The organism is Streptomyces sp. NPDC056361 (assembly GCF_042262805.1).
In the GTDB taxonomy this organism is placed as follows: domain Bacteria; phylum Actinomycetota; class Actinomycetes; order Streptomycetales; family Streptomycetaceae; genus Streptomyces.
The window spans coordinates 20,353-44,186 of the sequence record NZ_JBHJQI010000070.1; the positions used below are offsets into that span (position 1 = coordinate 20,353).

Sequence of the window (23,834 nt, forward strand, 5' to 3'; positions counted from 1 at the left end):
CGGCGATGACCGATCCCTTCTGGCTGACCGCGGGCGTGACCCTGATCGCCTGCGTCCTGGGCGTCGTCGGCGTCCAGCTGTACGCGAGCGGGGCGCGCCGGCACGCGGCCCTCGTCGCCCGACTCGACGAGACGGCCGAGCCGGAGGCCACGGGCCGCCGCCGGCGACGGTTTCGCGGCATCGACCGGCGCGTCCGCAAAACCACCCTCGGACGCAAGCTGGAACTGCGCATCGCGGCCACCGGACTCGACGTCACACCCGGCGAGTTCACCGTCGCGCTCGCCGCGACCGTCGCCGTCCTGTGGATCGTCGGACAGGCCGCGCTCTCCCCGTTCTTCGGCCCGATCTGCGGACTCCTCGGCATCTGGGTCGCCCTCGGCTACCTCAACTGGCAGCGCCAGAAGCGCATCGAGAAGTTCATCAACCAACTCCCCGAACTCTCCCGCATCCTGGCCAACGCCACCCAGGCCGGCCTCGCCCTCCGCATGGCCCTCAGCCTGGCTGCCGACGAACTGGAAGCCCCGGCCGGCGACGAACTGGAGAAGGTCGCCCAACAGCTGGCCGTCGGCACCTCCCTCGACGACGCCCTCGGAGAACTCGCCGAACGCCTCCCCTCCCGCGAACTCGTCGTCCTCGTCACCACCCTCGTCCTCGCCAACCGGGCCGGCGGCACCGTCGTCTCCTCCCTGCGCAACCTCACCGAGACCCTGGAGGAACGCAAGGAGACCCGGCGCGAGGTCCGCACCCAGCTCTCCCAGGTGAGCATGACCGCCTACGCCGTACCCGTCATCGGCGTCGGCTCCCTCCTCCTCATCGACAACATGCAGCCCGGCGCACTCGACCGCATGACCGGCTCCGGCATCGGACAGGCCGCCGTCGTCGCCGCCTTCGCCCTGTACGTGGTCGGCTTCGCCGTCATCCGCCGCTTCTCGAAGATCGACGTATAGGAACGGCCGCCGTGGACCTCCTCCTCGCCCTCCTCGCCGGCCTCGCCGTCGCCGGCGTCTCCTACGGCCTGCGCCTCTACCGCGCCGACGCCCGCCTCCCCGACGACCTCAAACTCGCCCTGGAGGTCGGCGCCACCCGCACCGGCGCCGTCGACTCCGCCGTCGACCGCCTCGGCATGCGCTGGTCGCCCGCCGTCCTCCGCCTCATGGGCCCCAAGCGCGTCAACTCCGTCCGCCGCCGCATCGACCTCGCCGGCAACCCCGGCGGCCTCACCATCGACCGGTACGGTGCCCGCCGCGCCGTCTACGGCTTCCTCGGCGCCCTCGGCGGCCTCCTCATGCTGAGCAAGGGCTCCTACCTCGTCGCCCTCCTCCTCTTCGCCTTCGGCGCCTTCTGGACCGAAGTCGGCATCTGGTCCGCCGTCCGCATCCGCAAGGACCAGATCGAACGCACCCTCCCCGACTTCCTCGACGTCCTCGCCGTCGTCGTCTCCGCCGGCCTCGGCTTCCGTCAGGCCCTCGAACGCGTTGCCGACAAGTACGAAGGCCCCTGGTCCGACGAACTCCGCATCACCCTCCGCCAGATGGACATGGGCGTCAGCCGCCGCCAGGCCTTCGACGAACTCCGCCGCCGCAACGACTCCGAACAGGTCGCCCAGTTCGTCACCGCGCTCCAACAAGGCGAGGAACTCGGCGCCCCCATCGTCGACACCCTCATCCAGATCGCCAACGACATGCGCCGCACCGACGCCCAGAACGCCCGTCGCAAAGCAGCCAAAGCCGTCCCCAAGGCCACCATGGTCATCACCACCCTCATGGTCCCCGCCACCATGATCCTCCTCGGCGCCGGCCTCTTCCTCGGCACCGGCACCGACTTCGGCTCCGTCGCGGGCAAATGATCCGTCCGCCCTCTGACATATTCCGCCGAAACCCCTTCGTCCACGCAACACGATGTGCCACAGTGCCAACTGAGTGTGAGGGAGGCGCCCGTGCACCAGGCCCACCCAACGACCCGGGCCCACCCACAGGCCCCCGGGCCCTGTCCGCCGACCCACCCATCGGCCAACCACACCCACACGCAAGCGTCTCAACGCGGAGGGGACCACGATGAACGACGCGCTGCTCAAGACCCTGACAAAAGCCAAGGTACGAGCCACCACCCGCCTCCTCCGGGGCGACCGCGGCCAGACCGCGGTCGAGTACCTGGGGATCATCGTCGTGGTGGTGGCGATCGTGGTGGCGATCACCGGCACGGACATCGGCCAGTCGATCAAGGGCGCGATTGCGGAGAAGATCGCCGAACTGACCGGCGAGTAGGACGGAAAGGATCGGGGGACTCCGGGCAGGCGTTTCCTGTCTACATCGCTGTTGTGGCAGGCCTCTTGTTCCTGGCCTTCGTCTACTTCGCGGTCGGTCAAGCCGCATTCACTCGAAACAGTGCCCAGACCGCTGCCGACGCCGCGGCGCTCGCAGCAGCTCAGGACGCTCGGGATCAGCTCCGGAAAGGCTGGCTTGAGGTGATCCTCGACCCTGAGCGCTGGGATGAGTTCGTTCAGGGCGTTGCATACGTCGACTCCGCGGCCTGTGAGCAGGCAGCAGTCTTCGCGGCTCGGAACGAGGCAGAGCTGTCAGGCAGTGGCTGTGTGCCTCTCGCCGCGGGATTCGACGTCACGGTACGCACGACGGGGGCGGAGTCGCGGCATGCAACGGCTACTGCTGAAGCAGTGATCGAGCCTCGATGCACGTTCGCGGAACAAGACCTCCCCACGGAGCCCACGACCGATCCGACACCATCCGACGGAGGGGAAGAGGAGACCCCAATCGAGGGCCTCGTATGCGACGGCGAGCCTTGGGATGTTGATCCGGATGACCCGAGGCTCCCGGATGCTGTCGACCTCTTCACAGTCCGGCTGTCCGAATGACCGGCGACGACGATCAAAGGAAGAGCGGTACATGAACGTGCGGGACTCGATGAATCGCCGGCGAGCGGTAGCCGTCGTCGCTGTCGCGTCGGCAGTGCTCCTCATGGTTGGCTGTGGAGCCGAGGAGAAGCCAAAGGCGGACAAGCCAGCTGCCACCTCCGCTGCGCCTCAGAAGACCCGGAACGGCCAGGAGCAGCCGAGTCCCGAGGACTCGGCCGAGGTCGTGGCCGTCCTCAAGGGGCGGAAAGGGCTTGAGTTGGCTGTCAGCTCGGTAGAACGGGACGCAGGAGGGTTCCTTACGATCAAGGGGCGTCTGCGGAATTCCTCCGAATCCAGCCACGCCGTGCCGCCCCAGACGAGCGGCGACGAGACGGAAGTGGTCAAGCACGGCACGTCATTGGGCGGAGCCACGCTTGTCGACTCCATCGGCAAGAAGCGGTACTACGTGCTGAGGGACACGGATGGGCGGCCGTTGACCACGTCCGGCCTAGGTGTCGTCTCGGCCGGCGATTCGGTCGACGTCTTCATGCAGTTCCCCGCACCCCCCGCCTCCACCACCGAAGTCTCCTTCCAGCTGCCCACCTTTGAACCCGCCACCCTCAAACTCTCCTGAGGCGACGTGATGACGACGAGGAAACGACGGATCGCGGCGGTGGTCGTCGCTTCGGTGGCGCTGTGGCCGATGGTGGTGCCGACTGCGCAGGCGGATGATCCGCCGGGGGCGGCGGGGAGTGCGTCGCCGGTGCCGGTGATCGATGCGAACGCGCCGGGGTTGATGCTGCCGGACGGGGCGACGTTGGCGCCGGCGAAGGTGTTGGACATCAAGCAGATCGTGGAGGAGGAGGGTGGGGAGCAGCGGAGGCAGGACACGAATGTGGACGTGACGTTCGCGTTGCAGGCCGAGGTGTTGTTCCCGAAGAACAGCGCGAAGTTGTCGGGGGCGGCGACGGCGCGGATCGGGGCGATCGCGGCCGAGATCAACAGGATGGGGTCGGGGAGGGTCAGGGTGTTCGGGTTCACGGACAACCTGGGGACGTACGAGCACGGGTTGAAGCTGTCGAAGGAGCGGGCGGTGGCCGTGCAGCAGGTGTTGGCGCGGGCGTTGGATCCGGGGACGACGTTCGACATCCGGGGGTACAGCGAGGACTACCCGATCGCGGACAACGGGACGGAGGAGGGGCGGAAGAAGAACCGGCGGGTGGAGGTGTCGTTCCCGAGGACGACGTCGACGGCGCCGTGAGGGGTGGGGTCAGAGTTTCAGGGCGGACAGGATCGTGGCCGTCATGCGGGCGGGGTGGGTGAAGACCTCGGTGGCGGTGAAGCGGAGGACGCGGCGGATGCCGGAGCAGGTCTGAAGGGCGTTGAAGCGGGAGACGTCGCGTTCGTGGGCGCGGCGGGTGCCGTGGTAGGCGTAGCCCTCGATCTCGACGGCGAGGCCGGTGGCGCGGAAGAGGAAGTCGGGGCGGAGGGGGCGGCCGTCGGGGGTGTGGAGGGTGGGCTGGGATTCGGGGAGGAGGCCGGCGTCGCGCATGTGGAGGCGGGCGACGGTTTCGGCGGGGGAGCCGGAGGAGGGTTCGGCCCAGGGGAGCCAGGCGCGGGCGCGGGTGGCGCCGGGGCGTGGGGCGGCGAGTTCGGCGGCGAGGTCCTCGTAGCGGACGAGGGGGTCGCGGTGGATGCCGTCGACGGCGCGGTGGGCGAGGGCGGAGTCGGCGGCGACGACGGCTTCCTCGCGGCTGCGGGCGCCCCGTATGAGGTCGCCGACGGTTCGGGCCGGGGTGGTCGTGCGGAGGCCGCGGCGGGTCGTGCGGTCGTGGTCGGCGAGGTGGGTGGTGGTGTGGACCCGCAGGCGCGGGTGGCGTGCGGGGCGGGTCGGGGGCGGGGCCGTGAAGTCGAGGAGTTTGGGCGGGCCGGACGCGTCGAGGCGTTCGATGCGGTGGAGGTGTGCGGCCGTTCCGTGGCTGCAGACGAGTTCCGGGCGGAGGAGTTGGAGGGCGGTCGCTCTGACGCGCCAGTCGACGTCCTTGCCGGGGGCGGCCCACGCGCCGCGGTGGATCCGCTGCCAGCCGTCCCGGCGCAGGCGGCCGGCCAGCCGGCCCGGGGGCCAGCCCGCCGCGACCGCCCGGGCCGTCAGGAGGATCCCGCCTCTGGCGAGGATCGCCAACTCGTACATACGCGCAACGATCCACGGAAGGGGGACACTTCGCACCCCCTGTGGAAAACCCGTCGAAAGGCGTCGTCAGGAAAGCGCAAAAGTGGCGGGACGTACCCGCCGCGCAGGAGCATTCTGGACAGATGACGACGACTCCGAGCGAGACGCCGAGCGCGAGGCCGGGCGGGACGCCGGGCGCGACTCCGAGTGTGCAGTTGGTCAGTGACCTCGTCACCCGGATCCCCGAGTTCCGGGGTGTGTACGAGACCCATGTCTTCCATCAGGGGGGTGTGTTGCCGCATGTCTTCTTCTGGGACGTGGTGCAGGACACCGTCCGCTCCTTCCTCGGCGAGGCGCCGACGGCGGCCGACTGGCGCCGCACGCTCGACTTCCTGGAGGAGCAGAGCTGTCGGGGCGTCGTCGGCATCGACGAGGTCATCATCACCTCCTTCCTCGGCGACCTGCCCTCGCCGCAGGAGCCGGGGCACGCCATCGTCGAGCAGCTCGGACCGGTCATGGCCGCCAAGTTCGGGCGCATAAGGCCTCTCGGCTGAGGCTGCCCCCCGCCGGCAGCACCGGGCACACCGGTAGCACCGGGCACACCGGCAGCATCAGCCGTACGGGCCGCCCCGCCAGCCCCAGGGGCTGCCGGTCCAAGGCACCCCGCCAGCCCCAGCCGCCCCAGCCGCCCCGGGATAATCGGCCCCATGCCCAGGCCCGTTCTCCCCCGTACCCCGCTCGCCGCCGCCCTCGGCGGTTACGTCGCGACCCGGTCGATCGGGCTCGTGGTGCTCGCGATCGTCGCCGCTGCGACGGGCAAGGACGGGCTGCACCGGCTCAAGGGGCGGTGGGACTCGGTCTGGTACGTGCGGATCGCCGAGCACGGGTACGGGTACGAGGTGACGTTGCCGAACGGGGACGTGCACAAGGATCTGGCGTTCTTTCCGCTGTTGCCGGCGTTGGAGCGGGGGCTGTCGGCGGTGCTCGCGGTGGACGCGGGGACGGCGGGGCTCGTCGTGTCGTGGAGTGCGGGGATCGCGGCCGCGTGGGGGATCTACCGGTGCGGGGCCGAGTTCGGCGGCGAGCGGGTGGGGGTGCTGCTCGCGGTGCTGTGGGGGGTGTATCCGACGGCGTTCGTGCAGTCGATGGCGTACACGGAGACGCTGTTCACGGCGCTGGCCGCCTGGTCGCTGTACGCGGTGCTGCGGGGGAGGTGGGTCCTGGCGGGTGTGCTGTGCGCGGCGGCCGGGCTGACCCGGCCGACGGCGGCGGCGTTGGTCGCGGCCGTCGGGATCACGGCGGTGGTGACGGTGGTGCGGGAGCGGAGGGTGTCCGCGCGGCTGGCGGCGGGGGTGGTGATCGCCCCGCTGGGGTGGCTCGGGTACGTCGTGTACGTCGGGGTGCGGGAGGGGAGCGCGACGGCGTACTTCGGTGTGCAGGCCGCGTGGGGGAACTCGATCGACGGGGGCGTCGCGCTGGCCCGGTTCATCGTGGGCCTGCCGTGGGCCGCGGCCCTGGGGCTGTGCGCGGCGCTGGCGCTCCTCGGCTGGCTGGTCGTGCTGTGCGTGCGGCAGGGGCAGCCGCTGCCGCTGCTCGTGTACACGATCGGCGTCGTGTTCGTCTCCCTGGTCGGAGCCGCGTACTTCGGCTCCCGGCCGCGTCTGATGATGCCCGCCTTCGGGCTGCTCCTGCCGCCGGCGGCGGCACTCGCGCGCGTACGGACCCGCACCGCCGTGCCCGTCCTCGGCGGGCTGGCGGTCGCCTCCGCCGTGTACGGGGCCTTCACGCTGCTGGGCTCGGGCCCGCCGTGACGCCGGACCCCCGGCCGGTCCGGCTCGCGGTACCCGCCGCCTGCCGGGCGTCTCCACGCGCATGTGTACGTCGGCCGCTGTGACGCCGGACCCCCGGCCGGTCCGGCTCGCGGTACCCGCCGCCTGCCGGGCGTCTCCACGCGCACGCGTACGCCGCCCGCCGTGACGCCCGACCCCGGGCGGTCCCGGCTCGCGGCTACCCGTCGGCCGTCTCCACGCGCACGCGTACGCCGCGTCGCAGGCCCCATCCGGCCATGGCGCCCGCCTCCGCCTCCAGGACGTGCCGGCCGCGGGGGCGGATCATGCCGAGGCGGCCGGGGGGCATGGTGACGACGGAGAGGACGGTGAAGGAGCGGTCGAGGTGGGCGACGTCGATCGGGAACCGCATGCCGAAGGTGTGCACGCTGTTCGTCCGGACGATGAGCAGGGCTCCCGGGACGCCGTCGCGGCCGAGGAGGCCGCGGCGCCGGGCCCGGTAGGAGGCGGCGATCTCCAGGGGTACGGCGAGCGCGTGCGGAGCCGTCAGCGTTCCTGTTCCGTCCACCCATTTCTTCATGCGCCAGACCGTAGCGGTACCGGGCTCTAGGGTCGGGTCCGTGGACGTCACGATGATCATCGTCGCCGCCGTGTGGGGTGCCGTGGCCGGGCTGTTCGTGCCGCGGGCGGCGTACCGGCTGGCCGTGGAGCCGGAGGAGCCGTGGCGGGACCGGTGCCCTGCCGGGCATCCGCTGGTCGGGCCGGCCCGGGGGTGGCTCGGCGGGCCGGGGCGGCGGGAGTGCGCGACGACCGCGGGGCCGTCGGTCGCGCCGCTGCTGACCGCGGCGGTGTGTGCCGCGCTCGCCGCGGCGGCGGGCGGGCAGCCGCGGCCGGAGCTGGTGGTGTGGCTGCTGGGAGCGCCCTTCGGCGTCCTGCTGGCGTGTGTGGACGCGCGGGTGCACCGGCTGCCGGACGGGGTGACGCTGCCGCTGGCCGCCGCGGTCCCGCTGCTGCTCGGCGGGGCCGAGCTCCTGCCGTACGAGGCCGGGTCCTGGGTGCACGCGGTGCTCGGCGCGGCGGTGCTCGGCGGGGCCTATCTGGTGCTGTTCCTGATCAATCCGAGCGGGCTCGGCTTCGGTGACGTGAAACTGGCGGTGCCGCTGGGGGCCGCGCTCGGCTGGTACGGCTGGGGGGTCCTCTTCAGCGGGGCCTTCGCGGGCTTCCTGCTCGGCGCGGTGTACGGCCTCGGTCTGGTCGTCCTGCGGCGGGCCGGGCGCTCCGCGGCGATCCCGTTCGGCCCGTTCATGCTGGCGGGCGCGCTCCTCGGGCTGCTGCTCGGCGGTTTCACGGCCCTGCCCTGATCTCGCCCCGTGTCCGCCCGGCTGCGCCGCGTCAACGCGGCGCGTCCTCCGGTCGTTCCCCCGTGGGAGGGACGGAAGTCCGCCGCCACGCCGGGGCGCAAACCCGCCACGGGGCCCTGGAGCCCTTGTCCCGCTTGGGATCTGGCGAATTCGCGACGGTTCGTCGGCCGCACGTGGCGCGCAAGACGACTAGCGAAGGGTTATGGTGGAAACCCCCCCTCGGGCCGGTCCGTATCCCCCCCACGGACCGGCCCGTTTTTCTTTTCCCGGGTCCCGGGGGAGGCACCCCGGGTCCCTTCGGGAGCGTCAGCCCCGGCCGGCCCAGATGTTCGTGCCGGCGGTGTCGACCGCGAACGAGTCGATCTCCTTGAGCTCCTCGGCGGTCAGCGCGGGGGCGGCGACCGCGGCCACGTTCTCCTCCAGCTGGGCGACGCTGGACGCGCCGATCAGCGCCGAGGTCATCCGCTCGTCGCGCAGCACCCACGAGAGCGCCAGCTGCGCCAGGGACTGCCCGCGCCGCTCCGCGATGTCCGCGAGGCCGTGGAGGCGCCGCAGCACCTCGTCGGAGAGGAGGTTCGGGTCGAGGGACTTGCCCTGGGTGGCCCGCGAGCCCTCCGGGATGCCCTTCAGGTACTTGTTGGTGAGCAGGCCCTGGGCGAGCGGCACGAAGGAGATGCAGCCCATGCCGGCCGCCTCCAGGGTGTCGAGGAGGCCGTCGTCCTCGGTCCAGCGGTTGATCATCGAGTACGACGGCTGGTGGATGAGCGGCCGGACGCCCATGTCCTGGAGGATCCGGGCGGCCTCGGCGGTCTGCTCGCTGTTGTACGAGGAGACGCCGACGTACAGCGCCTTGCCCTGCTGGACGGCGGAGGCGAGGGCCCCCATCGTCTCCTCCAGCGGGGTGTGCGGGTCGAAGCGGTGCGAGTAGAAGATGTCGACGTAGTCGAGGCCCATCCGGTTCAGGGAGGCGTCGAGCGAGGACAGCAGGTACTTGCGGGAGCCCCACTCGCCGTACGGGCCGGGGTGCATCTCGTAGCCGGCCTTGGTCGAGATGATCAGTTCGTCGCGGTAGGGCGCGAAGTCCTGGGCGAAGAGCTTGCCGAAGTTGAGCTCGGCGGAGCCGGGCGGCGGCCCGTAGTTGTTCGCGAGGTCGAAGTGGGTGACGCCGAGGTCGAAGGCGCGGCGCAGGATCGCGCGCTGGGTGTCGAGGGCCTTGTCGTCGCCGAAGTTGTGCCAGAGGCCGAGCGAGACGGCCGGGAGCTTGAGGCCGCTGCGGCCCGAGCGGCGGTACTCCATGGTTTCGTAGCGGTCCGCGGAGGCGCGGTACAGGGGGGATTCAGTCACGTATCTCTGCTTATCACGGACTTGTGACAGTCCCGGGCTGGGAGCCTGTCGCCCGTCCGCAGTAGTGTGGCCGCTTGCGGACCGCCGCTGCCTGGCGGACCGCCGGTGCATGGAGGGGTAAAGAACAGTGAACCTGCGCGACCTGGTGTACGGGCTCTACGCACGCCGGGTGGAAGGCCGCCTCGACCACGCCCAGGTGCCCAAGCACATCGGGGTCATCCTCGACGGGAACCGGCGCTGGGCCAAGGCGTCGGGCGGGACCCCCGAGCAGGGGCACAAGGCGGGCGCGGACAAGATCCAGGAGCTGCTCGGCTGGTGTGCCGAGACGGACGTCGAGGTCGTGACGCTCTGGATGCTCTCGACGGACAACCTGAACCGGCCCGAGGAGCAGCTCGTCCCGCTGCTCGGCATCATCGAGAACGCCGTGCGGTCGCTGGCCGCCGACGGCCGCTGGCGGGTCAACCACGTCGGCACGATGGACCTGCTGCCCGCGCGGACCCAGTCGGTGCTGAAGGAGGCCGAGCAGGCCACCCACGCCAACACGGGGATACTCGTCAACGTGGCCGTGGGCTACGGCGGCCGGCAGGAGATCGCGGACGCGGTCCGCTCGCTGCTGCTGGAGCACGCGGAGCGGGGGACGAGCTTCGAGGAGCTCGCCGAGATCGTCGACGTCGAGCACATCTCGGAGCACCTGTACACGCGGGGCCAGCCCGATCCGGACCTGGTGATCAGGACGAGCGGCGAGCAGCGTCTGTCCGGATTCATGCTGTGGCAGAGCGCGCACTCGGAGTACTACTTCTGTGAGGTCCACTGGCCGGCCTTCCGCAAGGTCGACTTCCTCCGGGCGCTGCGCGACTACGCGGCCCGGCACCGGCGCTACGGAACCTGACCTCCTCGGGGGGACATTCCCGGTCGGAACCGATCATCTCGTGTTCACGAACACGTCGTCATATGCCCTGGCATGGCTGTGCCTGTTCGAGGGCATATCCCTGGTGAAGTGAGCGGCACGGAGACCGCCACCCGGGAGGCCCCTTGCACCAGGACGACCGTGCGGGACACGTACGGGAGAAGCGGAGGGCCGTGGTTCGGCCCGCGCATGGCGGCCTGAGCCCGGTCCCATTCCGCAGCGACACCGGTTCCGTCGCACCCCGACCTCACAGGGGTCTTCCGAGGGGGTCTGTCCTTCCGTGGTGACCAGCACGAAGCGCCGCCTTTCCGACCGGCGCACCTATGTTCTCGACACCAGCGTCCTGCTGGCCGACCCCAACGCCGTCTCGCGGTTCGAGGAGCACGAGGTCGTGCTCCCGATCGTCGTGGTGACGGAGCTGGAGGCCAAGCGGCACCATCCCGAACTCGGCTACTTCGCCCGGCAGGCCCTGCGCCTGCTCGACGACTTCCGGGTCCGGTACGGACGCCTCGACGCCCCCCTCCCCGTCGGGGAGCTGGGCGGCACCCTGCGTGTCGAACTCAACCATTCCGACCCCGGCGTGCTGCCCGCCGGCTACAGGTTGGGGGACAACGACTCACGGATCCTCGCGGTCGCGCGGAACCTCCAGGCCGAGGGGTACGACGTCACGGTCGTCTCCAAGGACCTGCCGCTGCGCATCAAGGCGTCCTCGGTGGGCCTCCTCGCCGAGGAGTACCGCGCCGAGCTCGCCATCACGGACACCAACGGCTGGACCGGGATGTCCGAGCTCGCGCTCTCCGGCGAGCAGGTCGACCTGCTCTTCGAGCAGAACACGCTGTACGTCCCCGAGGCCGCCGAGCTCCCGGTCCACACGGGCCTGGTGCTCCAGTCGGAGCGCGGCAAGGCGCTCGGCCGGGTCACCGCCGACGGGAACGTACGGCTGGTCAGGGGCGACCGGGAGGCCTTCGGGCTGCACGGCCGCAGCGCCGAGCAGCGGATCGCGCTCGATCTGCTCCTCGACCCGGACGTCGGCATCATCTCCATGGGCGGCCGGGCCGGCACCGGCAAGTCCGCCCTGGCCCTCTGCGCGGGCCTGGAGGCGGTCCTGGAGCGCCGGCAGCACCAGAAGGTGATGGTCTTCCGTCCGCTGTACGCGGTCGGCGGCCAGGAGCTCGGGTACCTGCCGGGCAGCGAGTCCGAGAAGATGAGCCCGTGGGCCCAGGCGGTGTTCGACACGCTGTCCTCGGTCGCGAGCCGCGAGGTCATCGAGGAGGTGCTCGGGCGCGGGATGCTGGAGGTCCTGCCGCTCACCCACATCCGGGGCCGCTCCCTCCACGACGCGTTCGTCATCGTGGACGAGGCCCAGTCCCTGGAGCGGAACGTCCTGTTGACCGTTCTGTCCCGAATCGGGGCGAATTCGCGGGTCGTCCTGACCCATGACGTCGCCCAGCGGGACAACCTCCGGGTCGGCCGGTACGACGGAGTCGTCGCCGTGGTCGAGAAACTGAAGGGGCATCCGCTCTTCGCCCACGTCACCCTCACCCGTTCCGAGCGCTCCCAGATCGCCGCGCTCGTGACGGAGATGCTGGAGGACGGTCAGATCTGACCGATTCGTACGCCTCTGTACGTGTACGGCAGTTGGCGCCGCCCGGCAAAGCGCAGGAGCTTAGCCGGGCGGCGCCGCGCTGTCGCCCGTAACTCCGAAAACTCGTGCCCCTGCCGAGGTGTGAGCTTTCACACGCAACACGGAATTGCCTTGCGGTGTCGGCGTCCGGCAAAGTCTTGCTTCCGTCAGGCCCCGCATACGGCACACGTGCACCCTCAGGGGTGCGCACAGCACCGCACAACTCAACAGCCGTCCGCCGTATGCCGCCCACAGCACCACGGGCCCGTGTCTTCTGTGACCCCGTACGTCGGAGACCAGCGCCAGGGGCACGATTTCGCCCGCGTGGTCACCTGTGCGGGCGTGCTGGAAGGAAACCGTGTGAGCCGGATCTCGGTCCGGGGATTCGCGGTGGCTTCGGCCACTGCGGTCACCACCGTCGGCGCCGTCGTGGGCGTCGCCTCGGGCAACGCCGTTCAGCCCTCGGACGACAACTTCGAGGCCGCAGCTGCCGATGCCACGCTGCTCGCGGACATTCCCGCGGGCGAGCAGGCCCAGGTACAGGTCTCGTCCCTGTCGGAGCAGGCCGACGTCCAGGCCGCCGCCGCGGACTCGATCGCGAAGAAGTCCGCGGAGGAAGCGGCTCGCGTCCGCGCCGCCAAGGACGCCGAGGCGAAGAAGGAGGCGGCCGACAAGGCCGCCAAGGCCGAGCAGGAGCGCAAGGACGCCGCCGAGCGCGCCAGCCGCGACTCCGTCCGCGACGCCTCGACCTTCTCCGCGCAGGGCTCGTACACCATCGCCGAGGTCAAGGCGATCGCCCGCCAGATGATCCCGGCCTCGCAGTTCCAGTGCTTCAGCAACATCGTGGACCACGAGTCCGGCTGGAACTACCGCGCGACCAACGCGTCTTCGGGCGCCTACGGCCTCGTGCAGGCCCTGCCGGGCTACAAGATGCAGTCCGCCGGCGCCGACTGGCAGACCAACCCGGCCACCCAGATCAAGTGGGGCCTCAACTACATGGACAGCCGCTACGGCAGCCCGTGCGGCGCCTGGTCGTTCTGGCAGGCCAACCGCTGGTACTAGTACCGGCTGGCTCAACCTCGGGGAGCCCCTCACCGTCCTACGGTGGGGGGCTTCTTCCGTGTAGGTTTCGAAGCCCCGTGCCCCCGCGGGGGGAACCAGCGGGGGCGAGCGGGGAAGTGACTACGGGGAAGAGCCGGCGGGGGAAGAGGAAAGAGATGTCGAGAGTGCCAGGGTGGCTGGGCCGGCTGGGCGCGAGCCTGAGCCGCATGGGTGAACGCCTCGACGAGCGCAGGGCCGAGGCCGAACGCGAGGATCCGCTCGGCCCGCCGTACGAGGACGTCCTGGAGACCCCCCGCGAGACCCTGGCCGCGGTCCCGGGCGGCGCGGCCGCCGCCGTGCGGTCCGGCCCGGAGGCCGACCCGGACACCGCCCTGCCGCTCCCGGACGCCGTGGACACCGCGGCGGGAGGAGCCGCGGAGGCGGGCCGCTCCGTGCCCGCGCCCCCCTCGTACGCACCGGCCGTGGCCGCCCGCCCCGATCCCGTCGCCGCGATCCCCTGGGGCATGCGCGTGGCGGCCGAGGCGAGCTGGCGGCTGCTCGTCTTCGCCGGCACCGTCTGGGTGCTGATGAAGGTGATCAGCTCCGTGCAACTGGTCGTCCTCGCCTTCGTCGCCGCGCTGCTCGTCACCGCCCTGCTCCAGCCCACCGTGGCCATGCTGCGCAGGAAGGGCCTGCCGCGCGGGCTCGCCACCGCCGTCACGGCCGTCTCCGGCTTCGTCGTGATGGGCCTGGTCGGCTGGTTCGTGGTCTGGCAGGTCATGGACAACATCGACAACCTGTCCGACCAGGTCAAGAACGGCATCGAAGAGCTCAAGCGCGGACTCCTCAACAGCCCCTTCCACGTCACCGAGCAGCAGATCAACGGCATCGCGAAGAACCTCAGCGACTCCGTCGGCGCCAACGCCGAGCAGATCACCCAGGTCGGCCTCCAGGGCGTCACCGTCGTCGTCGAGACGATGACCGGCATCCTGCTCGCCATGTTCTCGACGCTCTTCCTGCTCTACGACGGGAAGAAGGTGTGGGAGTGGACGCTCAAGCTGGTCCCCGCCCAGGCCCGGCCGGGCGTCGCCGGCGCCGGCCCGCGCGCCTGGCGCACCCTCACCGCCTATGTGCGGGGCACGGTCATCGTCGCCCTCATCGACGCCGTCTTCATCGGCCTCGGCCTCTGGTTCCTCGAAGTGCCGATGGCGGTGCCGCTCGCCGTCTTCATCTTCCTCTTCGCGTTCATCCCGCTGGTCGGCGCCGTCATCTCCGGAGCCCTCGCGGTCGTCGTCGCCCTCGTCACCAACGGGCTCTTCACCGCCCTGATGGTGCTCGTGGTCGTCCTCGCCGTCCAGCAGATCGAGGGCCACGTCCTGCAGCCCTTCATCCTGGGCCGCGCCGTGCGGGTCCACCCGCTCGCCGTCGTCCTCGCGGTCGCGGCCGGCGGTCTGACCGCCGGCATCGGCGGCGCGGTCGTCGCCGTCCCGCTGGTCGCCGTCGCCAACACGGTCGTCGGCTACCTCCGCGCGTACAGCACCGAACAGGCGCTGCGCAGCACGCCGGAGCCGCGCGGGGCGACCGCCTTCGAGGTGGCGCCGACGCCGGCGCCGGGCATGCTCGCCGCCAAGGGGGACGGCAAGTGATATCGGAGCCCGAGTTCACGGGGTCGGTGGAGTTCGACGAGCCCGAGGTGCTGACCGAGACCCCGCCGCCGGGACCGCCCCGCCCCCGCCGGCCCTGGGTGTGGGCGCTCGGTGGCGCGGTGGTGGCGTCGGCGGTGTGGGGCGGCGGACTCTACGCGTACGGGCAGCAGAAGGACCCGGGGCCGGATTTCGGCGGGTACGAGCCGGCGGAGAAGCTCTGCGAGATCGCGGAGATCAAGGCCCTCAGCGGCGCCCTCGGCAAGCGGAGCCAGGACGGCGTCGGTCCCTTCATGGACGAGGCGGCGGTCAGCGAGTCCTCGTGCCACATCACCTTCGGCACGCCGGACACCGGGGCGAGCCTCTCGATCACGTACACCCTGCACAAGGTGATCGACCCCGGGCCGGAGTTCGAGGCGCGGGCGCGGCAGTTCGGCATCCTCCAGAGCGTCGACGGAGTCGGCGAGCAGGCCTTCTTCGACGACGAGGGCGGGGCCGGCGGCCGGCTCCGGATCCTCGACGGCCAGGCCGAGATCGAGTTCCAGGTCTACACCCAGTCCGGCATGGAGGTGGACGGGAAGGTCGTCGAGGTGCCGCCGGTGGACCTCTCCGGGATCGACGTGCCGATGATCCAGGACGCGCTGGCGCTCATGAAGGCGCTCAAGAAGTGACGGAAGGGCCCCGGGGTGGAAACCCCGGGGCCCTTCGTCGTACCGCTCGTACGGTGTCGCGCTACTCGGCGAGCACCGCTTCGGCGTCGAGGGTGACGCCGACCGCCTGGATCACCGCGGCGATCTTGACGGCCTCCTGGATGGTGGCGCGGTCGACGCCGGCCTGGCGCAGGACCTGCTCGTGCGAGTCCAGGCACTGGCCGCAGCCGTTGATCGCGGAGACGGCCAGCGACCACAGCTCGAAGTCGACCTTCTCGACGCCCGGGTTGCCGATGACGTTCATCCGCAGACCGGCGCGCAGCGTCCCGTACTCGGGGTCCGACAGCAGGTGCCGGGTCCGGTAGAAGACGTTGTTCATCGCCATGATCGCGGCGGCGGACTTGGCGGCCTGGTACGCCTCGGGCTTCAGGTTGGCCTGGGCCTCGGGCTCCAGCTCCTTGAGGACCTTCGGCGAGCGCGAGGCGATCGCGCAGGCGAGGACGGTGCCCCACAGCTGCTGCTGCGGGAGGTCGCTGTTGCCGATGACCGAGCCCAGGTTCAGCTTCAGGTCCTTGGCGAAGTCCGGTATGGCGGACTTCAGTTCGTCGAGAGCCATCTCAGATCACTCGCCCTTACTCGCCGGAGAGGAGCGCGGCGGCGTCGAGGGTGTTCTCGCCCTTGTTCCAGTTGCACGGGCAGAGCTCGTCGGTCTGCAGCGCGTCGAGGACCCGCAGGACCTCCTTGGGGTTACGGCCGACGGAGCCGGCGGTCACCATGACGAACTGGATCTCGTTGTTCGGGTCCACGATGAAGACGGCACGCTGGGCGAAGCCGTCCGCGCCCTGGACGCCGCAGTCGCTCATGAGCTCGTGCTTGGAGTCGGCCAGCATCGGGAAGGGCAGGTCACGCAGGTCGGCGTGGTCCTTGCGCCAGGCGTGGTGGACGAACTCGGAGTCGCCGGAGACGCCGAGGATCTGGGCGTCGCGGTCGGCGAACTCGTCGTTCAGCTTGCCGAAGGCGGCGATCTCGGTGGGGCAGACGAAGGTGAAGTCCTTCGGCCAGAAGAACACCACGCGCCACTTGCCCTCGTAGGCCTTGTGGTCGATCTGCTCGAACTCCTTGCCGCTCTCCAGCGACACGCAGGCGGTCAGGTCGTAGGTGGGGAACTTGTCACCGACAGTGAGCACGCGCTCTCCTTGCAAGGCGGGAAGGGTCCCTTTTGGGGTCTTCCGTGGGGGTTGGACGATTCCGACAGCATGGCACGGAGTGCATTGATCAGTGAAATAGCTAGACTGGTTCGTGTTGATCGAAGGTGGTTATCAGTGGCGTCCCCGTACAGCCCCCCGCACAGCCCGTACCGCGGCAAGCAGCCCAGCCTTTCCCAGCTCAGAGCGTTCGCGGCGGTGGCCGAGCATCTGCACTTCCGCGACGCGGCGGCGGCCATCGGCATGAGCCAGCCCGCCCTCTCGGGCGCGGTTTCGGCTCTCGAAGAGGCACTCGGTGTCCAGCTCCTGGAGCGTACGACGAGAAAGGTGCTGCTCTCGCCCGCGGGGGAGCGGCTCGCGGTGCGCGCGCGGGCCGTCCTCGACGCGGTGGCGGAGCTCATGGAGGAGGCCGAGGCGGCCCAGGCCCCGTTCACCGGGGTGCTGCGGCTCGGGGTGATCCCCACCGTGGCGCCGTACCTCCTGCCGACGGTCCTGCGGCTCGTCCACCGCCGCTACCCGGAGCTCGACCTCCAGGTCCACGAGGAGCAGACCGCCACCCTCCTGGAGGGCCTCGCGGCCGGACGGCTCGACCTGCTGCTGCTCGCGGTGCCCCTCGGCGTGCCGGGCGTCACCGAGCTCCCCCTCTTCGACGAGGACTTCGTGCTGGTCACCCCGGAGGGGCACCCGCTGGCGGGGCGGGACGACATCCCGCGCGAGGCCCTCAAGGAGCTCAGGCTGCTCCTGCTCGACGAGGGCCACTGCCTGCGCGACCAGGCCCTCGACATCTGCCGGGAGGCCGGACGCACGGACGGCGCCGAGGTCACCACCACCGCCGCCGGGCTCTCCACCCTCGTCCAGCTGGTGGCCGGCGGACTCGGCGTGACCCTGCTGCCGCGCACCGCCGTCACGGTCGAGACCGCCCGCAACACCGCCCTGTGGACCGGTCGCTTCGCCGAACCGGCGCCCACCCGGCGGGTCGCCCTCGCCATGCGGACGGGCGCGGCCCGGCACGCCGAGTTCGAGGAGCTGGCGGAGGCGCTCAGGGAGGACATGAGGGGGTTGCCCGTACGGGTGGCGGGCGGCGGTTCCTGAGACCCCCCGGCATCAGGAACCGCCGCCCCTCCTCGTACATCCGCCCGGAGGGTCACTCCGTGCGCAGGCCGTCCGCCCGCATCAGCCGCCACAGCACCGGCATGCTCAGCAGCGTCACGGCCGCGATCAGCCCGAGGCCGATCCCGGTGACGGGCAGGAAGACCCACCAGTCCTGGACGCGCTGCCCGCCCGTCTTCAGGAGGACGACCCCGAGGCCGAGCCCGCCCGCCACCGCGAGGGCGAGGCCGACGGCGATCGGCACCGCCGTCTGCCACAGCACCGACCAGGCGAGGGTGGAGCGCCGGGTGCCGAACGCGACCAGCGAGGACAGCAGCCGCTTGCGGTCCCTCAGCTGCTCCAGGGTCGTGACCAGGAGCGAGGCCGCCACCAGCAGCATCGTGAGGGTGGAGCCGACGAGGATGCCGGTGCGGACGCTGGAGAACGCCGCGTCCCGCTCGGTGTCCTTCAGGGTGCGCACCCAGGCCGTCGGGTCGATGGCCGCCGCCGTGTTCCACACGTACTCGGCGGCGTCGGGGACCGTCGGGTCGAGCCGGACCATCACCTGCGCGTCGGGCTCGTCCAGCCGGGCGGCGTCGATCGCCTTCGGGGTGGCGAGGACGCCGAACTGGAACATGCCCGTCGGGTCCGTGCGGGAGTCCACGACCTTGGCGGTGGCGGGGATGCGCCACTGCGGCATCGGGGTGCCCGCCGGGGGCTTCGGGGAGCTCGGGTGCGGTTGCGGGTCGCGCAGGGCGACCGTGGCGCCCGGCCGCGCGGTCTTCGTGACGAAGGAGTCGGGCGGGTTGCCCTGCGCGCCGTGGGCGAGGAACACGAAGACGTCGCCGTCCGTGCAGGAGGGCAGCGTGGCGAACTCCCTGAGCGAGGCGCAGTCGCCGACCCTGAGCGAGACGGAGGGGGCGAACTCCTCGCCGTTCGCCGGCGGGCCCGGCCGCCACACGCGCGACTCGACGACGCCGATGACGCCGGCGACTCCGTCGGTCCGCTCGAAGCGGTCGATCATCCCGCGGGCCGCGGCGGCGTCCGCCGCGTCGGCGCCGAACAGGATCTGGGCGCGGGACGAGTCGTCGCCCGTGGCGCGCGTGAAGTCGGTCTCCATCGCCTGGAAGAGCATCTGGAGTGCGATGGCCCCGGTCGCCGCGACGACGATGCCGCTGACCGCGCGGGCCGCGGTGCCGCTGCTCAACTGGAGCCTGCGGACGGCGAGCTGCCAGGCCACCGGCCCGGAGCGGAGCCGCTTCACCACGGACTCGACGAGCCACGGCAGGAGCGTGGTGAGGCCGATCAGGGCGAGGGTGGTGCCGGCCGCGACGCCGACGGTGTCGATGCTGGTCTCGGACACCTGGATGTCGCCGATGACCGGGACGAGCAGGCCGAGGCCCGCCGCGAGGATCAGCAGCCGCCACCAGAGCCGGCGCCGGCGCGGCAGCGAGGTCCTGACGACCCCGAGCGGCTCGATCGCCACCCCGCGCAGCGCGAAGAGGGTGACCACGACCGAGGCGACCGGGACGGCGCCGAGGGCGAGTACGGCGAGCGCGGTCATCGGCACCACGTCGGAGGGGTAGGCGTTGACGTCCCAGATCGTGAAGGCCCCGGCGAACTGCCGTGCCACCGCGAACAGTCCGACGCCCACCAGGAGGCCGAGCAGCGCGCCCGCGAGGGATTCGCCGGCCGCGATCCGCCGGGTCATGGCGGTGTCGGCGCCGACGAGCCGGAGCGCGGCGAGGCGCCGGTCGCGCTGCTCGCCGCCGAAGCGGACGGCGGTCGCGATGAAGACGAGCACCGGGAGGAGCAGGACGACGCAGGCGACGACGACGAGGAGGATGAGGAACGCGTTCATCGGTTCCTCGGGCACCGACCAGCCGTAGCGGGTGCCGCGTCCGTCGAAGTTGTCGGCGTCGAGGAAGTCGACGTGGGCGACGTACCGGAGCTCGGCCGGTCCGATGAGCCCGTCCTGCCCGATCGTCCCGGCCACCTCGTAGGGGAGCCGTTCCTTGAGGAGGGCGCCCTCGGGGGAGTCGAGCAGGTCGCGGAGGGCGGGGGAGACCAGCATCTCGCCGAGCCCGGGGAGCGCGGCGGCGCCCGGCGGGGCCGGGGGCGCGTCGCCCTCGGGGCGCAGCAGCAGGCCGCTGACGACGTCGTCCCGGTAGGCGGTGTTCCGCGTGAGGTGGAGGAAGGAGTCGGCCCGGGGCGAGGTGACCTGTTCGCTGCCGTCGACGGCGCGGACCGACTCGCGCACCTCGCGCTGGAAGAGCATGTTCGGGAAGGAGGCGGCGAGCAGCAGGAGGGCCACGCCGAAGCCGACGCCGGTCGCGGTCAGCAGGGTGCGGAGCAGGCCGGAGCGGCCGCCGGTGACCGCGAACCGCGCGCCGAGCGCCAGGTCGCGGGCCCAGGTGCGGAGCGTCATGCCGCCCACTCCGCGTCCCGGACGGATCCGTCCCGTACGACGATCTCGCGGTCGGAGTAGGCGGCGACCCGGGCCTCGTGGGTGACGAGGACGACGGCGGCGCCGGTGTCCCGCGAGGCGTCGGTGAGCAGCCGCATGACCCGCTCGCCGTTGAGGGAGTCGAGGGCGCCGGTCGGTTCGTCGGCGAAGATCACCCGCGGGGCGCTGACGAGCGCGCGGGCGACGGCGACGCGCTGGCCCTGGCCGCCGGATATCTCGCCGGGGCGCTTGGCGGCGGTGTCGTCGACCTCCAGGCGGGCCAGCCATTCGGCGGCCCTGGCCTCGGCGGCCTTGCGCTTCTCCCCGTTGAGGCGGAGCGGGAGGGCGACGTTCTCGACGCAGGTCAGCTCGGGGACGAGCTGGCCGAACTGGAAGACGAACCCGAAGTCGGTGCGGCGCAGGGAGCTGCGCGCGGTGTCGGTGAGGGCGGTGAGCTCGCGCCCGTCGTAGGTGATGGTGCCCGCGTCGGGGCGCACGATGCCGGCCAGGCAGTGCAGGAGCGTGGACTTGCCGGATCCCGAGGGGCCCATGACGGCGACGACCTCGCCGGCCCGCAGGGAGAAGTCGGCGCCCGCGAGCGCGGGGGTCGGTCCGTAGGCCTTGGCGAGGCCGGTGGCGCGGAGCAGGGGGAGGGCGGTCATCGGCGGATCTCCTCGGCGAGCCGGTCGAGGCGGGCGGCGGTCAGTTCCAGCCAGCGCAGGTCCGCTTCCAGGTGGAAGAGGGCGTGGTCGCAGATCAGCTGGTCGGCGAGGTCGCCGTCCTTCTTGCGGCGGGTGAGCTCGCGCATCAGGCGCAGGTGCTCGGCCCGCTGGGTGTCGAGGAGCTCCGCGGCCCCGCGGCCGGTGAGGAGGGCCAGGACGACCTTGGTGTAGAGCGTCGACTGGAGGTACGGCTCCGGCTTCTCGGGGGTGGCGAGCCACTGGGCGACGTCGGTGATGCCGGCGTCGGTGATCGCGTACCGCTTCCGCTCGGGGCCGCCGCCGGCCTCGATGCCGTCGACGACGACGAGGCCGTTCTTCAGGAGCCTGGACATGGTCGAGTAGACCTGGCCGTAGTGGAGCGGCCGGTCGTGGCCGAACTTCTCGTCGAAGGCGCGCTTGAGGTCGTAGCCGTGGCGCGGGCCGGACTCCAGGAGTCCCAGGAGGGTGTGACCGATGGACATGGGCATCACTGTACACGGGGTGTATACGCACGATGTATAGCTGGGCGACGGTCCTCCGGAGGCAGTTCCTCCGCTTTTGTTGTGGACAGAAAGGGCAACCATCCCGCTCGTACGAGCGTCGGTTCCCCTGGGGACAGGTGCTGATTGTCACGTCATGAAAAGACGTGATCGGTTGTCCTTTGTCCGCCTCGTCGGTGTTAGCTTGCTGAGCTGATCCGGCGTGGACGACCAGAGCGCCGAGGCGCCGAGACACACGACGAGCGGAGCGACAGGACCCATGGGCCGACCCGACAAGAGCAAGGCGAGGAAGCGCGGCATACGGCGCTTCTTCTCCTGGAAGAAGCTCCTGGGCACCTTCTTCGTGTGCTGCCTGCTCGCCATGGGCGCCCTGTACGTCGTCTACCTCTTGGTCCCCGTGCCCTCGGCCAACGCCGAGGCGACGATGCAGAGCAACATCTACAAGTACTCCAACGGCAAGATCCTCGCCCGCACCGGCGAGATCAACCGCGAGATCGTCGGCCTGGAGAAGATCCCCGAGAAGGTCCAGAAGGCGTTCGTCGCCGCCGAGAACAAGTCCTTCTACCGGGACAACGGCGTCGACATCAAGGGCACCACCCGCGCCGCCTGGTCCACCCTCACCGGCAAGGGCAAGCAGGGCGGCTCGACGATCACCCAGCAGTACGTCAAGAACTACTTCCTGAGCCAGGACCAGACGGCGACCCGCAAGCTCAAGGAAATGGTCATCGCCATCAAGGTCGACGACGAGATGAGCAAGAGCGACATCCTCGCCGGCTACATGAACACGAGCTACTACGGACGCAGCGCCTACGGCATCCAGGCCGCCGCCCGCTCGTACTACGGCGTCGACGCCACCCAGCTCACCACCGCCCAGGGCGCCTACCTCGCCTCGCTGCTCCAGGCGCCCAACCAGTACGACTGGAACTCCGCGAGCCCCACCGGCCGCAAGCTCGTCGAGGAGCGCTGGAACTACGTCCTCGACAACATGGTCGGCGAGGGCTGGCTCCCCGCCGCCGAGCGCGCCGGGATGAAGTTCCCCGTGCCGCAGAAGCCCAAGCCCGCCCCCGGCATGGAGGGCCAGACCGGCTACATCGTCGAGGCCGCCAACCAGGAGCTGATGCGCCAGGGCGTCAGCGAGGAGGACATCAAGGCCGGCGGCTGGACGATCACCCTCAACATCGACGAGAAGAAGCAGAAGGACCTCGTCAAGGCCGTCGACAAGCAGCTGGAGTCCAAGCTCGACCGCAAGGGCGACAAGAAGCAGGCCACCGTCCAGGCCGGCGCCACCTCCGTCGACCCCAAGACCGGCGCGGTCGTCGCGATGTACGGCGGCGTCGGCGCCACCGAGCACTGGATGTCCAACGCGACCCGCCGCGACTACCAGCCCGCCTCCACCTTCAAGCCGCTCGTCCTCGCCTCCGCCATCGACAACCACTCGGTCACCCAGGACGGACGGCAGATCGGCCTCGGCACGGTCTACGACGGCAACAGCCGCCGCCCGGTCGTCGGCAGCGACATCCCCTTCGCCCCGGAGAACGAGGACGACGACGACTACGGCCCCGTCACCGTCCAGAAGGCCACCAACAGCTCGATCAACTCGGTCTACGCCCAGATGATCGTCGACGTCTCCCCGGCCAAGGCCAAACGGACGGCCCTCGCCCTCGGCATGAAGGACGGCACGGACTTCCCCGAGAGCCCCGCCATCTCCCTCGGCACCATGGGCGCCTCGACCATGGACATGGCCGGCGTCTACGCCACGCTCGACAACCACGGCAGGAAGGTCACCCCGACCCTGGTGAAGGCGGCCACCCACCGGGACCGCACGGTCGACGCGGTGAAGGGGATCGGCGACCAGGTCATCACCCGCGAGGCCGCCGACACCGCCACCAAGGCCATGACGGGCGTCGTCCGGAGCGGCTCCGGCACCCGCGCCGCCGGCGACTACGAGGCCGCCGGCAAGACCGGCACCTCCGAGAACAACCGGTCCGCGTGGTTCGTCGGCTACACCCCCGAACTCGTCACCGCCGTCGGCCTCTTCGGCGAGGACGCCAAGGGCAACCAGGTCACCCTCACCGACACCATCAACCCGGGCCGCGCCAACGGCGGCCGCACGCCCGCCCTGATCTGGGGCGACTACACCGAGCGCGCCCTCAACGGCGGTTCGGACGCCTCCTTCGACCTGGAGACCGACGGCTCCGACTCGGACGGCACGCTGCCCGACCCCACCGACACCACCGAGGCGCCGGAGGACGAGCCTACCGACGAGCCGACCACCGAGTCCCCGGACCCGACGGCCCCGCCGACCACGACGGCCCCGCCGACCGAGCCCACCCGGCCGCCCACCACCGCGCCGACGCAGCCCACCCAGCAGCCGACGACCGAGGAGCCGTCCCCGCCGCCGTCGATCGAGCCGCCGGACGCCGGCATCGACCCCGCGGGACCCGGCAGGAACGCCCAGCGCCCGGCCCAGTAGCCCACCGCCGTACGACGAAGGCCGGACCCCCTCGGGGGTCCGGCC

General features: G+C 71.2%; 23 protein-coding genes and 1 pseudogene. 16 read left to right on the forward strand and 8 right to left on the reverse strand.

Annotated elements, in window-relative coordinates; genetic code table 11:
* Positions 1-5: 5 nt before the first annotated feature.
* The 6 genes and pseudogenes from ACFCY7_RS22835 (at position 6) to ACFCY7_RS22860 (ending at position 4,109) form a co-directional block, all read left to right on the forward strand.
* Positions 6-947: a type II secretion system F family protein gene (locus tag ACFCY7_RS22835; protein ID WP_376487796.1), complete on the forward strand. Its 942-nt coding sequence runs from the start codon at positions 6-8 to the stop codon at positions 945-947.
* 11 nt (positions 948-958) lie between these two features.
* A complete protein-coding gene (locus ACFCY7_RS22840) occupies positions 959-1,846 on the forward strand; it encodes a DUF5936 domain-containing protein (protein WP_376487797.1) in 888 nt (295 codons plus the stop codon).
* A gap of 208 nt (positions 1,847-2,054) precedes the next feature.
* Complete coding sequence (locus tag ACFCY7_RS22845; protein ID WP_376487799.1) at positions 2,055-2,264, forward strand: Flp family type IVb pilin; 210 nt, start codon at positions 2,055-2,057, stop codon at positions 2,262-2,264.
* 35 nt (positions 2,265-2,299) lie between these two features.
* Positions 2,300-2,869, forward strand: a pseudogene (locus tag ACFCY7_RS22850) (pilus assembly protein TadG-related protein); the annotation flags it as partial.
* A gap of 31 nt (positions 2,870-2,900) precedes the next feature.
* Entirely contained in the window at positions 2,901-3,482 is a 582-nt protein-coding gene (locus tag ACFCY7_RS22855; RefSeq protein WP_376487801.1) for a hypothetical protein, read from the forward strand.
* A 9-nt stretch (positions 3,483-3,491) separates the two neighbouring features.
* Positions 3,492-4,109 carry an OmpA family protein gene (locus ACFCY7_RS22860; protein ID WP_376487803.1) on the forward strand — a complete coding sequence of 206 codons (618 nt, stop codon included), beginning with the start codon at positions 3,492-3,494 and terminating at the stop codon, positions 4,107-4,109.
* A gap of 9 nt (positions 4,110-4,118) precedes the next feature.
* On the opposite strand, the gene ACFCY7_RS22865 is transcribed toward ACFCY7_RS22860, so the two are convergent.
* On the reverse strand, positions 4,119-5,039 hold the full coding sequence (locus ACFCY7_RS22865) for a hypothetical protein (protein WP_376487805.1): 921 nt from the start codon (positions 5,037-5,039) through the stop codon (positions 4,119-4,121).
* Between the two features lie 122 nt (positions 5,040-5,161).
* Here ACFCY7_RS22865 and ACFCY7_RS22870 point away from each other — a divergent pair, with 122 nt between their 5' ends.
* Together ACFCY7_RS22870 and ACFCY7_RS22875 are read left to right on the forward strand one after the other, a co-directional pair.
* Positions 5,162-5,572, forward strand: a complete 411-nt coding sequence (locus ACFCY7_RS22870; protein WP_376487806.1) for a hypothetical protein — start codon at positions 5,162-5,164, stop codon at positions 5,570-5,572.
* A 153-nt stretch (positions 5,573-5,725) separates the two neighbouring features.
* Entirely contained in the window at positions 5,726-6,829 is a 1,104-nt protein-coding gene (locus ACFCY7_RS22875) for a hypothetical protein (protein WP_376487808.1), read from the forward strand.
* Positions 6,830-7,025: 196 nt separating this feature from the next.
* On the opposite strand, the gene ACFCY7_RS22880 is transcribed toward ACFCY7_RS22875, so the two are convergent.
* Positions 7,026-7,385, reverse strand: a complete 360-nt coding sequence (locus tag ACFCY7_RS22880) for a DUF192 domain-containing protein (protein ID WP_376487810.1) — start codon at positions 7,383-7,385, stop codon at positions 7,026-7,028.
* A 40-nt stretch (positions 7,386-7,425) separates the two neighbouring features.
* On the opposite strand from ACFCY7_RS22880, the gene ACFCY7_RS22885 reads away from it, so the two are divergent.
* The gene (locus ACFCY7_RS22885) at positions 7,426-8,166 is read left to right on the forward strand and encodes a prepilin peptidase (protein WP_376487811.1); all 741 of its coding nucleotides are present in this window, start codon (positions 7,426-7,428) and stop codon (positions 8,164-8,166) included.
* Positions 8,167-8,472: 306 nt separating this feature from the next.
* On the opposite strand, the gene mgrA is transcribed toward ACFCY7_RS22885, so the two are convergent.
* Complete coding sequence (mgrA, locus tag ACFCY7_RS22890) at positions 8,473-9,510, reverse strand: L-glyceraldehyde 3-phosphate reductase (protein WP_376487812.1); 1,038 nt, start codon at positions 9,508-9,510, stop codon at positions 8,473-8,475.
* A 127-nt stretch (positions 9,511-9,637) separates the two neighbouring features.
* On the opposite strand from mgrA, the gene ACFCY7_RS22895 reads away from it, so the two are divergent.
* From ACFCY7_RS22895 to ACFCY7_RS22915, 5 genes are all read left to right on the forward strand, one after another.
* Positions 9,638-10,399: an isoprenyl transferase gene (locus ACFCY7_RS22895; RefSeq protein WP_367821361.1), complete on the forward strand. Its 762-nt coding sequence runs from the start codon at positions 9,638-9,640 to the stop codon at positions 10,397-10,399.
* Between the two features lie 298 nt (positions 10,400-10,697).
* Positions 10,698-12,023: a PhoH family protein gene (locus tag ACFCY7_RS22900; protein WP_376487814.1), complete on the forward strand. Its 1,326-nt coding sequence runs from the start codon at positions 10,698-10,700 to the stop codon at positions 12,021-12,023.
* Positions 12,024-12,401: 378 nt separating this feature from the next.
* Positions 12,402-13,103, forward strand: coding sequence for a transglycosylase SLT domain-containing protein (locus tag ACFCY7_RS22905; protein ID WP_376487816.1), 702 nt, complete (start codon positions 12,402-12,404; stop codon positions 13,101-13,103).
* A 155-nt stretch (positions 13,104-13,258) separates the two neighbouring features.
* Positions 13,259-14,728, forward strand: coding sequence for an AI-2E family transporter (locus tag ACFCY7_RS22910; protein WP_376487818.1), 1,470 nt, complete (start codon positions 13,259-13,261; stop codon positions 14,726-14,728).
* Positions 14,725-15,396 (forward strand): hypothetical protein, encoded by a 672-nt coding sequence (locus ACFCY7_RS22915; protein WP_376487820.1) that lies wholly within the window; start codon positions 14,725-14,727, stop codon positions 15,394-15,396. The genes ACFCY7_RS22910 and ACFCY7_RS22915 overlap by 4 nt, the downstream gene beginning before the upstream one ends.
* A gap of 61 nt (positions 15,397-15,457) precedes the next feature.
* On the opposite strand, the gene ACFCY7_RS22920 is transcribed toward ACFCY7_RS22915, so the two are convergent.
* Positions 15,458-15,991: an alkyl hydroperoxide reductase gene (locus ACFCY7_RS22920; RefSeq protein ID WP_017239860.1), complete on the reverse strand. Its 534-nt coding sequence runs from the start codon at positions 15,989-15,991 to the stop codon at positions 15,458-15,460.
* A 16-nt stretch (positions 15,992-16,007) separates the two neighbouring features.
* Complete coding sequence (locus ACFCY7_RS22925; RefSeq protein ID WP_017239861.1) at positions 16,008-16,562, reverse strand: peroxiredoxin; 555 nt, start codon at positions 16,560-16,562, stop codon at positions 16,008-16,010.
* 135 nt (positions 16,563-16,697) lie between these two features.
* On the opposite strand from ACFCY7_RS22925, the gene ACFCY7_RS22930 reads away from it, so the two are divergent.
* Positions 16,698-17,672 carry a hydrogen peroxide-inducible genes activator gene (locus ACFCY7_RS22930; RefSeq protein ID WP_376487822.1) on the forward strand — a complete coding sequence of 325 codons (975 nt, stop codon included), beginning with the start codon at positions 16,698-16,700 and terminating at the stop codon, positions 17,670-17,672.
* A gap of 52 nt (positions 17,673-17,724) precedes the next feature.
* Here ACFCY7_RS22930 and ACFCY7_RS22935 read toward each other — a convergent pair whose 3' ends face one another.
* From ACFCY7_RS22935 to ACFCY7_RS22945, 3 genes are read right to left on the reverse strand one after another with little or no spacing between them, the layout of a single operon-like run.
* A complete protein-coding gene (locus ACFCY7_RS22935; RefSeq protein ID WP_376487823.1) occupies positions 17,725-20,097 on the reverse strand; it encodes an FtsX-like permease family protein in 2,373 nt (790 codons plus the stop codon).
* Entirely contained in the window at positions 20,094-20,777 is a 684-nt protein-coding gene (locus ACFCY7_RS22940; protein WP_376487824.1) for an ABC transporter ATP-binding protein, read from the reverse strand. Before ACFCY7_RS22940 ends, ACFCY7_RS22935 begins: the two co-directional genes overlap by 4 nt.
* Positions 20,774-21,298: a PadR family transcriptional regulator gene (locus tag ACFCY7_RS22945; protein ID WP_376487826.1), complete on the reverse strand. Its 525-nt coding sequence runs from the start codon at positions 21,296-21,298 to the stop codon at positions 20,774-20,776. Before ACFCY7_RS22945 ends, ACFCY7_RS22940 begins: the two co-directional genes overlap by 4 nt.
* Before the next feature lie 277 nt (positions 21,299-21,575).
* Here ACFCY7_RS22945 and ACFCY7_RS22950 point away from each other — a divergent pair, with 277 nt between their 5' ends.
* The gene (locus ACFCY7_RS22950) at positions 21,576-23,789 is read left to right on the forward strand and encodes a transglycosylase domain-containing protein (protein ID WP_376487827.1); all 2,214 of its coding nucleotides are present in this window, start codon (positions 21,576-21,578) and stop codon (positions 23,787-23,789) included.
* Positions 23,790-23,834: the final 45 nt, after the last annotated feature.